This is a genomic window from Microbacterium sp. 1154, from assembly GCF_031455375.1.
Lineage (GTDB): Bacteria > Actinomycetota > Actinomycetes > Actinomycetales > Microbacteriaceae > Microbacterium.
Genome location: NZ_JAVDSN010000002.1, coordinates 211650 through 223257, shown reverse-complemented (window position 1 = coordinate 223257; position 11608 = coordinate 211650). Strand labels below are relative to the sequence as shown.

Sequence of the window (11608 nt, the reverse complement as noted above, 5' to 3'; positions counted from 1 at the left end):
ATGTCACGTCACGTTCTGAGCCTCCTCGTCGAGGACAAGCCCGGTCTGCTCACCCGCGTCGCCGGCCTCTTCGCCCGACGCGGCTTCAACATCGAGTCGCTCGCGGTCGGCGTCACCGAGGTGCCCGGCCTCTCGCGCATCACGGTCGTCGTCGACGTCGAGGGCCTGCCGCTCGAGCAGGTGACCAAGCAGCTCAACAAGCTGATCAACGTCATCAAGATCGTCGAGCTCGACCCCGCGAGCTCGGTCCAGCGCGAGCACGTGCTCGTGAAGGTCCGTGCCGACAACGCCACGCGCTCGAACGTGGTCGAAGTCGTCAACCTGTTCCGTGCTTCGGTCGTCGACTACGCCCCCGACGCGATGGTCATCGAGATCACGGGCGACTCCGGCAAGGTCAGTGCCTTCCTCAAGGCGATCGAGCCCTTCGGTGTGAAGGAGCTCGCGCAGTCGGGCCTTCTCGCCGTCGGCCGCGGTGGCAAGAGCATCACCGAGCGCGTCCTGCGCGGCTGAAACTTTCCCGACTTCCACTCACCAGCGGCCCCTGAGCGGGGCCACGATTCAAGGAGAAACATCCTCATGGCAGAGATCTTCTACGACGACGACGCCGACCTCTCGATCATCCAGGGCAAGAAGGTCGCGATCGTCGGCTACGGCTCGCAGGGTCACGCGCACGCGCAGAACCTCCGCGACTCCGGCGTCGAGGTCGTCATCGCGCTCAAGGACGGCTCGAAGTCGGCCGCCAAGGCGCAGGAAGACGGCTTCGAGGTCAAGAACGTCGCCGACGCCGCCGAGTGGGCCGACCTCATCATGATCCTGGCGCCCGACCAGCACCAGCGCTCGATCTTCGCCGACTCCATCAAGGACAAGCTGACCGAGGGCAAGACCCTGGCCTTCGCGCACGGCTTCAACATCCGCTTCGGCTACATCGACGCCCCCGAGGGTGTCGACGTCATCCTCGTCGCCCCGAAGGCCCCCGGCCACACCGTTCGTCGCGAGTACGTCGCCGGCCGTGGCATCCCCGACATCATCGCCGTCGAGCGCGACGCCTCGGGCTCGGCCTGGGACACCGCACTGTCGTACGCCAAGGCCATCGGCGGCACCCGCGCCGGCGTCATCAAGACGACCTTCACCGAAGAGACCGAGACCGACTTGTTCGGCGAGCAGGCCGTGCTCTGCGGTGGCATGAGCCACCTGGTGCAGGCGGGCTTCGAGACGCTCGTCGAGGCGGGTTACCAGCCGCAGATCGCCTATTTCGAGGTCCTGCACGAGCTCAAACTCATCGTCGACCTGATGTGGGAGGGCGGCATCGCCAAGCAGCGCTGGTCGATCTCGGACACCGCCGAGTACGGCGACTACGTCTCGGGCCCGCGCGTCATCTCGTCCGACGTCAAGGCCAGCATGAAGGCCGTCCTCTCCGACATCCAGTCGGGTGCGTTCGCCGAGCGCTTCATCGCCGACCAGGACAAGGGCGCCCCCGAGTTCCTCGAGCTCCGCGAGAAGGAGCAGGGTCACCCCATCGAGGCGACCGGTAAGGAGCTGCGCGGTCTGTTCGCGTGGAAGCAGCAGGACACCGACTACGTCGAGGGCTCGGCCGCGCGCTGATCTCTCCGTCACGAACGCCCCGGGACCCCGCCGTCCCGGGGCGTTCGCTTTTCGAAGGGGACGGATGCCGCGGACCCGGCGAACGGCGGGGCGCAGCCCCATCGCGGGGAACGCCGCTACCGTGGAGCCGTGAGCACTCCGCGTGATGACGACGCCCTCTCCTGGGACGGTGACGACGACCCCACGCTCGACGTCGGCGAGAAGCACGTGCCGACGCGCCCCGCAGGCGGGGAGTCGGGGGTCGAACCCGAGCCTCTGCAGCCCGAGGCGTCCGGCCCCGCGCCGGCCACTCGGCATCCCGAGCCCGTCGCCCCCGAGCCGGTCGCTGCCGACGCGACCGACGATGACGGTCCGGATGCCGCCCACGCGGCGCCCCTCGGGAACGTCGGCCTCGTCGGGATCGGCATGGTCGCCGCGACCTTCCTGCTGTTCGCGATCGGGTGGCTTCTCGCGGGACTGCGCCTGAACGGCCTGGGTCTTCCCATCCCGTCGGTGACCGTCATCGCGCTCACGATCGGTGCCGCTCTCGCACCCGTCGTGTGGTTCGTCGCCGTGCTCGCACTGACCCGTAGCTGGCGCACCTGGCAGCGGTTCCTGCTGCTGATCGTGGGGATCGTGCTGCTCGTTCCCTGGCCGTTCCTGTCGTTGGGAGCCTTCGCATGAGCACTCCCGCCCGCACCCGCCACCTCCCGACCTGGCTCCTCGTCACGATCTCTGGCCTGTTCGGCCTGTTCTACGCGTACGTCGTGTGGAGTTCGGTGGCTCTGCTCATCCAGCAGGTCAACGGCCCCCTCGGGCTGAACGGTCTGGGCTGGTTCGTGTACATCCTGCCGATCGTGTTCCCGCTCATCGCCTTCGGTGTCGCCTTCGCGATCGGCCAGCGCCGCAGGGCCGGAGAACTCGCTATCGCGCTCCTGGCGGGTCTGACCCTGTCGGCGGCGTTCTGGCTCGCGATCGTCGGCTACGGCACGACCTCGTACGGGCTGTACGGCGGCTGATCCGCCCGGGTCGCGGCATCCGGTATCCGATGCCCGCCGCGCGCGCGTCGCCCCGGGTCGCTGTCGCTCCTCTGGTCGCGAGACTGCATCTCGCCGACATCTCGGTGTCAGGCTGACGCGCGTTTGTCAGCGGGTTGCCGCCTCACAGTCTTGGATGGCGCGGCTGCGGGGCGCGTCGTCGTCGGCCGTCACACGGTCGGGGGCGGCTCCGCCCCCGCGCTAGGCTGGCAGACGGCCCGCACGGGTCGCGCGCCCGGTTCGCGCCGGTGGTGTGCGACGGTGCGCGGCAGACCCCAGCACCGTTTCGAAGGACGCATCCGTGACGAAGCCCGTCGTGCTCATCGCCGAAGAACTCTCTCCCGCCACGATCGACGCGCTCGGCCCCGACTTCGACGTGCGCAACGTCGACGGGACCGACCGCCCCGCACTGCTCTCGGCTCTGGCCGAGGCTCACGCGGTGCTCGTGCGCTCGGCCACTCAGATCGACGCCGAGGCCCTCGCGGCCGCGCCGTCGCTCAAGGTGGTCGCCCGCGCCGGTGTCGGCCTCGACAACGTCGACATCAAGTCGGCCACCGCAGCCGGCGTCATGGTCGTCAACGCGCCGACCTCCAACATCATCTCGGCCGCCGAACTCACGGTCGGCCACGTGCTGAGCCTCGCGCGCCGCATCCCGGCCGCGCACGCCTCGCTCGCCCAGGGGCTGTGGAAGCGCAGCTCGTTCACCGGCACCGAGCTGTTCGAGAAGACGATCGGCATCATCGGCCTCGGCCGTATCGGCGCGCTCATCGCGGCGCGCCTGCAGGGCTTCGACATGCGCGTGATCGCGTACGACCCCTATGTCACCGCGGCTCGAGCGCAGCAGCTCGGAGTGCAGCTCGTCTCGCTCGACGAACTGCTCGAGCAGAGCGACTTCGTCACCATCCACATGCCGAAGACGCCCGAGACCACCGGCATGATCGGTGCCGAGCAGCTGCGCCGCATGAAGAAGACCGCGTACGTCATCAACGTCGCCCGCGGTGGCCTCATCGACGAAGAGGCGCTGTTCGAGGCGCTCACCACCGGCGAGATCGCGGGAGCGGGTCTCGACGTCTTCTCGACCGAGCCCCCGGCGGAGGGCGGCCCCGCGCGCAAGCTCCTCGACCTGCCGAACGTCGTCGTCACCCCACACCTCGGTGCGAGCACCGAGGAAGCGCAAGAGAAGGCGGGCGTCTCCGTCGCGCGCTCGGTGAAGCTGGCGCTCGAGGGAGACCTCGTCCCGGATGCCGTGAACGTCGCCGGCGGCGCGATCGACCCCTTCGTGCGTCCCGGCATCGCGCTCGTCGAGATGCTCGGCCAGTTCTTCAGCGGTCTCGCCGATAGCGCCCTCACCAGCCTCGACATCGAGGTGCGCGGTGAACTCGCGCAGTACGACGTCAGCGTCTACCGTCTCGCGGCGCTCAAGGGGTACTTCAGCCGGATCGTCAGCGAGAGCGTGTCTTACGTCAACGCCCCGCTGTTCGCCGAGCAGCGCGGCGTCGAGGCGCGTCTGGTCGTAGAGGCCGAGAGCCCGCTCTACCGCAACATCACGATCCTCCGCGGCACGTTGGCCGACGGTTCCACCCTCGAGGTCGCGGGGACGCTGGCCGGCACGCGGATGGTCCCCAAGGTCGTCTCGATCAACGGCTACGAGATCGAGGTGCCCATCGAGCAGCACCACGTCGTCATGCGCTACGCCGACCGTCCGGGCATCGTCGCCATCTACGGCCAGAAGCTGGGGGAGGCGGGCATCAACATCGCGGGCCTGCAGGTGGCGGCTCCAGATGCCACGGGCCGGGCGCTCTCGGTGCTGACGGTGGACTCGCCCGTTCCCGACGAGATCCTCGGCGCGATGCGCGAGGCCGTCGGCGCCGACCTGTTCCGGCAGATCGACATCGTCGAGGGCTGAGGCCCCGGTCGTTCGGGGGAGGGGGTCGCTGCGGCGGCCCCCTCTTTCGTCGGTTCTGGGTGGGCGCGTCGGCAATTCTGGGCTCGCGCACAACCGTCCGGTTCACACTGCGCGAGTGGCTCTCGTCCTTCGCGTCGTCTCCGCCGTTTTCGGCATCCTGTTCCTGGTCGCGGGGGTGGCCGACGTCGTGCGCCGCACCCCGTGGGGCTTCCTCGGCGTGATCGGGGGAGCGCTGATCCTGCTCGGTGTCGTCCTCGACCTGCGGCGCGAGCGCCGGGAGCGTCGCGCGCAGCGAGAGAGAGCGCGGGAGGAACTCTAGGTCGCCGCGGCGACGACCCGGGCGATCAGTGCGTCGAGGTCGGCGCCTTCGAGCGCGGGACCGGCGACGGCGTTCAGATCCAGGACGGCGTTGAAGTACAGCCCGTCGCTGACCAGTAACACCATCTGCAGCGCCGTCTCGTCGCGCGTGTGCGCGCGCAGGCTCTCTTCCCAGAGCTCGCGGACACGGCGGAGGGATGCCGAGGCGGCATCGCTGCCGTTCTGGGCGAGGCGGGACACGGCGAGGATGGTGACGTCCAGCGGCGACCCGGTGTTCTGTGAGGAACGCAGGTGTGCCGCGACGACCCCCTCGTCGGATCTTTCGATCTCGGCAACGTCTTCTTCGGCGAGCCGCTCGAGCCGTTCGACGAGGGCCGCCTCGAGAGCGCTCTTCGAGCTGAAGTGGTAGAGCAGGCCGCCCTTCGACACCCCGGCGCCGCGAGCGGTGGCATCCACCGTGGCGGCGCGCTCGCCCTCGTCGACGAGGATGCGGCTAAAGGCGTCGAGGACGGCTTCGCGGGCGAGAGGGGGTCGGCTCATGACTCCTCGATCGTAGTGGCGGCGGGGTGGGTTGCTCTGATACTATACCGGCTGGACGGTTTAGAAACGGACTCCCTCATGCTCACCACGTTGCCCACCTCGGAAATCGCCGTGACCCGCGCCGGATGGCGGGGGTGGTTCGCGCTGGCCGTGCTCATGCTGCCCGTGCTGCTCGTCTCGGTCGACAACACGGTGTTGAGCTTCGCGCTGCCCGAGATCGCGCTGTCGCTCCAGCCCTCGAGCATCGAGCAGCTGTGGATCATCGACGTCTACCCGCTCGTCCTCGCCGGACTCCTCGTGACGATGGGCACGCTGGGCGACCGTTTCGGCCGCCGCCGCATGCTGCTCATCGGGGCGACCGGTTTCGCGGCGGTGTCGGCGCTGTCGGCGTTCGCCCCCACCGCGGCGCTGCTGATCGCCGGTCGCGCGCTCATGGGCGTGTTCGGCGCCATGCTCATGCCGTCCACCCTGTCTCTGCTGCGCAGCATCTTCCGCGACCGGGACCAGCGTCGGGTCGCGATCGCCGTCTGGGCCTCCGGGTTCTCTGCGGGAGCGGCGCTCGGCCCGATCGTCGGCGGGTTCCTGCTCGAGCACTTCACCTGGGGCTCGGTCTTCTTGATGGCCGTGCCCGTGCTCGTCCCGCTGCTCGTCCTCGCGCCGTTCTTCGTGCCCGAGAGCCGCGACCCGAAGCCCGGCCGGTTCGACCCCCTCAGCGTTCTGCTGTCTCTCGCGACGATGGTTCCGATCGTTTACGGCATCAAGAAGCTCGCGGTCGACGGACCGATGTCGCTCGCTCCGGTGCTCTTCGTCGTCGGCGTGGTGTTCGGGTGGCTGTTCGTGCGCCGCCAGCGCCGTTTGGCGACGCCCATGCTCGACATGACCCTGTTCCGCCAGGGGACGTTCTCGGGCGCCATCCTGGTCAACCTGCTCAGCGTCGTCGGCCTCGTCGGCTTCCTGTACTTCGTCGCGCAGCATCTGCAGCTGGTCGTCGGTCTGTCCCCGATGGTCGCGGGCTTCGCCCTGCTGCCGGGACTCGTGCTCATGATCGTCTCGGGGCTCGCGGTCGTGCCCGTGGCGAAGAGATTCCCCGCGCGCATCGTCGTGCCCGTCGCCCTGTCGTTCTCGGTGATCGCCTACGTCATGGTCGCCCTGTCCACGGCCGACCTGGTGCTGCTCATCGCCGCCTTCGCCCTGCTGGGCGTCGGTATCGGCGCCGCTGAGACCGTCTCGAACGAGTTGATCCTCTCCAGTGCCCCTTCGGCCAAGGCGGGCGCGGCCAGCGCCGTCTCCGAGACTGCGTACGAGGTCGGCGCCGTCCTCGGCACCGCCGTGCTCGGCGGCATCCTCGCCGCGTTCTATCGGGCGCAGCTCGTTCTGCCCGCCGGGCTTCCGGATGCCGCGGCTCACGCTGCCCGCGAGACCCTCGCCGGAGCGGTCTCCGTCGCCGACACCCTCGACGACGTCGCGCTGGCCGAGGCCCTGCGTGCCGCCGCCGCACACGCCTTCGACTCGGGCGTCGTCGTCACCGCACTCATCGGCGCGGCGCTGATCGTCGTGGCCGCGGTCGTCGCTGCCACTACCCTGGGAGGATCCCGCAGCGCGTCGAAGAAGTGACGTGCCCGAGCTCTGAGGAGAGCGATGTCGCGTGTCGTGAAGCTGGCCGTCATCCCCGGTGACGGCATCGGTCCCGAGGTCGTCGCCGAGGCCGTGAAGGTGCTCGACGCCGTCACCGCCGGATCCGACGTGTCGTTCGACAAGACGCCGTTCTCGCTGGGGGCGGGTCGCTTCCTCGAGACCGGAAACACTCTCACCGACGACGACCTCGCCGCGATCGCCGCACACGACGCGATCCTGCTCGGCGCCGTCGGGGGAGTGCCCGGCGACCCCCGCCTGAAAGACGCGAACATCGAGCGCGGCCTGCTGCTCAAACTCCGCTTCGAGCTCGACCATTACGTCAACCTGCGCCCGTCGAAGCTCTACCCGGGGGCCACCGGACCGCTTGCGGAGCCGGGCGAGATCGACTTCGTCGTGGTGCGCGAGGGAACGGAGGGGCCGTACGTCGGCAACGGCGGATCGATCCGCCGCGGCACGCCCCACGAGGTCGCGAACGAGACCTCGGTCAACACCGCCTACGGCGTCGAGCGCGTGGTCCGCTACGCCTTCGCTCTCGCTGAGCGCCGCCGCCACAAGCTCACGCTCGTGCACAAGACGAATGTGCTCGTGCACGCGGGTGGCATGTGGAAGCGGATCGTGGATGCCGTGGCATCCGAGTTCCCCGGGGTCGACGTAGACTACCTGCACGTCGACGCGGCAACCATTTTCCTGGTCACGAACCCGAGCCGCTTCGACGTGATCGTCACCGACAACCTCTTCGGCGACATCCTGACCGACCTGGCCGGCGCCGTCACCGGTGGCATCGGCCTCGCCGCTTCGGGCAACATCAACCCCGACGGCGCGTTCCCCTCGATGTTCGAGCCCGTGCACGGTTCGGCGCCCGACATCGCGGGAAGTCAGAAGGCCGACCCCACGGCTGCGATCCTCTCCGTCGCCCTCCTGCTCGACCACCTCGGGCTCACCGACGAGGCCGCCCGCGTGACCCGCGCGGTCGAGGACGACATCGCCAGCCGCGACGGGGTCCGCACCACCGCCCAGATCGGCGACGCCATCGCCGAGCGCGTCCAGGCGTAACCTGGACCGATCGGCGAGCATCGCCTCCGGCACTCGAGAAGCTTTGGACAACGAATGACCACCATCGACACCGATCCCGACACCGGACTCGAGCCCCTCGAGTTTTCCGTCACGCGCAACCTCGCCGCCAAGAACGCGGCCGACCGCGACGCGATCCTCGCCAACCCCGGCTTCGGGCAGAGCTTCACCGACCACATGGTCGACATCTGCTGGTCGGTCCGCGGCGGCTGGCACCGCCCGCGCGTCTCGCCCTACGGCCCGATCTCGCTCGACCCCGCCGCGGCGGTGCTGCACTACGGCCAGGAGATCTTCGAGGGCATCAAGGCCTACCGCCACGCCGACGGCTCGGTTCACACCTTCCGCCCCGACCAGAACGGCCGCCGTCTGCAGCGTTCGGCCCGCCGACTCGCGCTCCCCGAGCTGCCGGTTCCGTACTTCCTGCAGTCGCTCAAGGAGCTCATCGCCCTCGACGGCGCGTGGGTCCCCTCGGGCGACGACCAGAGCCTGTATCTGCGCCCGTTCATGTTCGCGAAAGAGGCGTTCCTCGGCGTCCGCCCCGCGCACAAGGTCGCCTACTACCTGATCGCGAGCCCCGCGGGCGCCTACTTCAAGGGCGGGGTGAAGCCCGTCTCGATCTGGCTCAGCGAGGACTACTCGCGTGCCGGCAAGGGCGGCACGGGTGCGGCCAAGACCGGCGGCAACTACGCCGCGAGTCTGCTTCCCCAGTCCGAGGCGTACGAGAACGAGTGCGACCAGGTCGTCTTCCTCGACCAGGACCACAACGTCGAAGAGCTCGGCGGCATGAACGTCGTCTTCGTCTACAAGGACGGCACGATCGTCACACCGCAGTCCGACTCGATCCTCGAGGGCATCACGCGCGACTCGCTCCTGCAGCTCGCCCGCGACCGCGGTCACCACGTCGTGGGACGCAACGTCTCGCTCGACGAGTGGCGCGAGGGAGTGGCATCCGGAGACATCGTCGAGGTGTTCGCGTGCGGCACCGCCGCGGTCGTCACCCCGATCGGCGTGCTCAAGGGTCGCGACTTCATCGACGAGCAGCCCACGGGCACCCTCGCGCTCGAACTGCGCGAGGAGCTCACCGACATCCAGTACGGCCGCGCCGAAGACAAGCACGGCTGGCTGTATCGCCTCGACGCGTAGCGTCGCGCACACGGAGGGGCTCCCGGATGCCGGGGGCCCCTCCTCCGTTTCGTCGCGCGATGGACGTGTGGGCGAGAGACCCCCGTGGCGCGTCCCCGGGAACTCGCTCTGCACGTGTTTATGCGCGTGGATAGCGTTTATGCGTTGGGTGCTGGCGCCCCGCGGGGTCGCGCATGACCGCGTGTGGGCAAGCGTGGGCGGGCAAGCGTGGGCGGGCGAGTGTGGGTGGGCGAGTGCATCGGCGTCTCGGCGGAGCCGGGAGGTGTCGGGGGCCGTGGATAGGCTGGCACCGTGAAGATCGCTCGATTCAGCTACCAGGATGCCCTTCGCTACGGAATCGTCGACGACGGCGAGCTCGTAGTCCTCGCCGGCGACCCGATGTTCGCCGGGTTCGACACGACGGGGGAGCGCGTGCCGCTCGCCGACGTGACCCTGCTCGCACCGGTGATCCCGCGCTCGAAGGTCGTCTGCATCGGCAAGAACTACCACGACCACGCGGCCGAGATGGGCGGCGAAGCACCGGCAGAACCGCTGATGTTCCTCAAGCCCAACACATCGGTCATCGGCCCCGACGACGTCATCGTGCGCCCCACGAGCCTGAGCTCACACACCGAGTACGAGGGCGAGCTCGCCGTCGTGATCGGCCGCATCGCCAAGAACGTGCCCGCCGAGCGCGCGAGCGACTACATCTTCGGCTACACCGTGGCCAACGACGTCACGGCCCGCGATCTGCAGCGCACCGACGGACAGTGGTCGCGCGCCAAGGGCTTCGACACGTTCTGCCCGGTCGGGCCGGTCATCGAGACCGACCTCGACCTCGACGCCGCCGCGATCACCACGCGCGTCAACGGCGAGGTGCGACAGCAGGGTCCCGTCTCCGACATGATCCACGGCATCGGCGCGCTCGTCGCCTACGCCTCCGCGGTGTTCACGCTGCTCCCCGGCGACCTCATCCTCACGGGCACGCCGGCCGGTGTCGGTCCGTTCGCAGCGGGCGACACCGTCGAGGTCGAGGTCAGCGGCATCGGGATCCTGCGCAACACCGCGCGCGATGCCTGACACCCGCGCGGCGGCGGGAACGGTGCTGACAGAGCGCGATCTCGCCGCCACGCAACGCCGCACGGTCCGGGTGCTGGCGGCCGGTCAGGTGCTCACGGGGGTCGCTTTCGGTGCGACCCTCTCGCTCGGGGCGCTCCTCGCCGCCGACCTGTCGGGTCAGGAGGCGCTGTCGGGCTTCGCGACGGCGTCGGTCACCCTGGGCGCGGCCCTCACCGCGATCCCCCTGGCTCGTCTGGCCGGTCGCCGCGGCCGACGTGTCGCGCTCACCACGGGCAACATCGCGGCCCTGATCGGCATCGCCGTCGTCATCGCAGCCGCTGCGCTCCGACTCTTCCCGCTTCTGCTGGTCGGGATCGCCCTGATAGGCGCCGGCAACGCCGCGACGCTCCAGTCGCGTTTCGCCGCCACCGACCTCGCGACCACCGCGCGCCGCGGGCGCGACCTGGCCACGGTGGTGTGGGCGACGACCGTCGGCGGGGTCGTCGGTCCGCTCCTGCTCGCGCCCGGCGAACTCATCGGGGCGAGCATCGGGATGCCGCGCCTCACGGGTGCGTACCTCTTCTCGTTCGCGGCCCAGGTCTGCGCGTTCGCGCTGTACGTGCTCGTCCTCCGGCCCGACCCGCTGCTGCTGGCCCAGCGCGTCGAGCGCGAGAAGTCGGCATCCGTCGCCTCTCCCGCCCCTCGGGCGGACCGGCCGGGTCTGGCGCGCTTCGCCATGGTGGCGGTCGCTGCGTCGCACGTGACGATGGCGTCGGTCATGGCGATGACCCCGGTCCACCTTTCGCACATCGTCGCCCCGGATGCCGTGACTCTCGCGGTGGGCGTCACGATCGCCGCGCACGTGTTCGGGATGTACGGGCTGTCACCCGTCTTCGGCGCTCTCGCCGACCGCTTCGGGCGCGTCCGTGTGATCATCCTCGGCCAGGTGCTGCTCGCGGCGTCCCTGGCGGTTGCGGCGACGCTGCCCGACTCGCAGCTCGGGGTGCTCGTCGCCCTCGTGCTGCTCGGCCTCGGGTGGAGCGCGGCGACCGTGTCGGGGTCCGCTCTGCTCACCGAGGCGACGTCCCTCGCGCTGCGCCCGCGGCGTCAGGGCCGCAGCGACACGCTCATGACGGCCTGCGCGGCCGTGGGCTCGGTGCTGGCCGGTCTGATCCTGGGGGCCGTCGGATACGACGGCCTCGCGCTGTGGGCACTGGTGCCGGTGGCCGTCGTCTGCGCGGGCGCGGTCGTCGTGCGCGTGCGTCAGCCCTCGCCACAGGGTGAGTGACCGGGGCCCCTCGCTCCGGCATCCGCCCCGGGATTGACGCACACTCGACGC

12 protein-coding genes are annotated in these 11608 nt (G+C 69.8%); 11 read left to right on the top strand and 1 reads right to left on the bottom strand.

Annotation, left to right across the window (positions count from 1 at the left end; genetic code table 11):
- The 6 genes from ilvN (at window position 1) to J2X55_RS10290 (ending at window position 4843) form a co-directional block, all read left to right on the top strand.
- Entirely contained in the window at window positions 1-510 is a 510-nt protein-coding gene (gene ilvN / locus J2X55_RS10315; RefSeq protein WP_115917892.1) for an acetolactate synthase small subunit, read from the top strand.
- A 66-nt stretch (window positions 511-576) separates the two neighbouring features.
- Window positions 577-1602: a ketol-acid reductoisomerase gene (gene ilvC / locus J2X55_RS10310; protein ID WP_056230637.1), complete on the top strand. Its 1026-nt coding sequence runs from the start codon at window positions 577-579 to the stop codon at window positions 1600-1602.
- Window positions 1603-1731: 129 nt separating this feature from the next.
- Window positions 1732-2265 carry a DNA polymerase III subunit gamma/tau gene (locus J2X55_RS10305; protein WP_115917896.1) on the top strand — a complete coding sequence of 178 codons (534 nt, stop codon included), beginning with the start codon at window positions 1732-1734 and terminating at the stop codon, window positions 2263-2265.
- On the top strand, window positions 2262-2600 hold the full coding sequence (locus J2X55_RS10300) for a bacitracin resistance protein (protein ID WP_115917898.1): 339 nt from the start codon (window positions 2262-2264) through the stop codon (window positions 2598-2600). Before J2X55_RS10305 ends, J2X55_RS10300 begins: the two co-directional genes overlap by 4 nt.
- A 319-nt stretch (window positions 2601-2919) precedes the next feature.
- The gene (serA, locus tag J2X55_RS10295; RefSeq protein WP_309823253.1) at window positions 2920-4524 is read left to right on the top strand and encodes a phosphoglycerate dehydrogenase; all 1605 of its coding nucleotides are present in this window, start codon (window positions 2920-2922) and stop codon (window positions 4522-4524) included.
- Between the two features lie 115 nt (window positions 4525-4639).
- Entirely contained in the window at window positions 4640-4843 is a 204-nt protein-coding gene (locus J2X55_RS10290; RefSeq protein ID WP_115917902.1) for a hypothetical protein, read from the top strand.
- Here J2X55_RS10290 and J2X55_RS10285 read toward each other — a convergent pair.
- A complete protein-coding gene (locus J2X55_RS10285; RefSeq protein ID WP_309823250.1) occupies window positions 4840-5382 on the bottom strand; it encodes a TetR/AcrR family transcriptional regulator in 543 nt (180 codons plus the stop codon). The genes J2X55_RS10290 and J2X55_RS10285 overlap by 4 nt on opposite strands.
- Before the next feature lie 78 nt (window positions 5383-5460).
- Here J2X55_RS10285 and J2X55_RS10280 point away from each other — a divergent pair, with 78 nt between their 5' ends.
- The 5 genes from J2X55_RS10280 to J2X55_RS10260 all read left to right on the top strand — a co-directional run bounded on the left by J2X55_RS10280 (window position 5461) and on the right by J2X55_RS10260 (window position 11557).
- On the top strand, window positions 5461-6996 hold the full coding sequence (locus J2X55_RS10280; RefSeq protein ID WP_309823249.1) for an MFS transporter: 1536 nt from the start codon (window positions 5461-5463) through the stop codon (window positions 6994-6996).
- 24 nt (window positions 6997-7020) lie between these two features.
- On the top strand, window positions 7021-8070 hold the full coding sequence (locus J2X55_RS10275) for a 3-isopropylmalate dehydrogenase (protein WP_309823247.1): 1050 nt from the start codon (window positions 7021-7023) through the stop codon (window positions 8068-8070).
- Between the two features lie 54 nt (window positions 8071-8124).
- A complete protein-coding gene (locus J2X55_RS10270; RefSeq protein WP_309823246.1) occupies window positions 8125-9231 on the top strand; it encodes a branched-chain amino acid aminotransferase in 1107 nt (368 codons plus the stop codon).
- Window positions 9232-9522: 291 nt separating this feature from the next.
- Window positions 9523-10290 carry a fumarylacetoacetate hydrolase family protein gene (locus tag J2X55_RS10265; RefSeq protein WP_309823244.1) on the top strand — a complete coding sequence of 256 codons (768 nt, stop codon included), beginning with the start codon at window positions 9523-9525 and terminating at the stop codon, window positions 10288-10290.
- The gene (locus J2X55_RS10260; protein WP_309823242.1) at window positions 10283-11557 is read left to right on the top strand and encodes an MFS transporter; all 1275 of its coding nucleotides are present in this window, start codon (window positions 10283-10285) and stop codon (window positions 11555-11557) included. The genes J2X55_RS10265 and J2X55_RS10260 overlap by 8 nt, the downstream gene beginning before the upstream one ends.
- Window positions 11558-11608: the final 51 nt, after the last annotated feature.

Bases quoted from the DNA above. Each gene is read 5' to 3' on its own strand.
- ilvN (WP_115917892.1), top strand. From the start codon at position 1: ATGTCACGTCACGTTCTGAGCCTCCTCGTCGAGGACAAGCCCGGTCTG.
- J2X55_RS10275 (WP_309823247.1), top strand. From the start codon at position 7,021: ATGTCGCGTGTCGTGAAGCTGGCCGTCATCCCCGGTGACGGCATCGGT.
- J2X55_RS10285 (WP_309823250.1), bottom strand. From the start codon at position 5,382: ATGAGCCGACCCCCTCTCGCCCGCGAAGCCGTCCTCGACGCCTTTAGC.
- J2X55_RS10270 (WP_309823246.1), top strand. From the start codon at position 8,125: ATGACCACCATCGACACCGATCCCGACACCGGACTCGAGCCCCTCGAG.
- J2X55_RS10260 (WP_309823242.1), top strand. From the start codon at position 10,283: ATGCCTGACACCCGCGCGGCGGCGGGAACGGTGCTGACAGAGCGCGAT.
- J2X55_RS10300 (WP_115917898.1), top strand. From the start codon at position 2,262: ATGAGCACTCCCGCCCGCACCCGCCACCTCCCGACCTGGCTCCTCGTC.
- ilvC (WP_056230637.1), top strand. From the start codon at position 577: ATGGCAGAGATCTTCTACGACGACGACGCCGACCTCTCGATCATCCAG.
- J2X55_RS10280 (WP_309823249.1), top strand. From the start codon at position 5,461: ATGCTCACCACGTTGCCCACCTCGGAAATCGCCGTGACCCGCGCCGGA.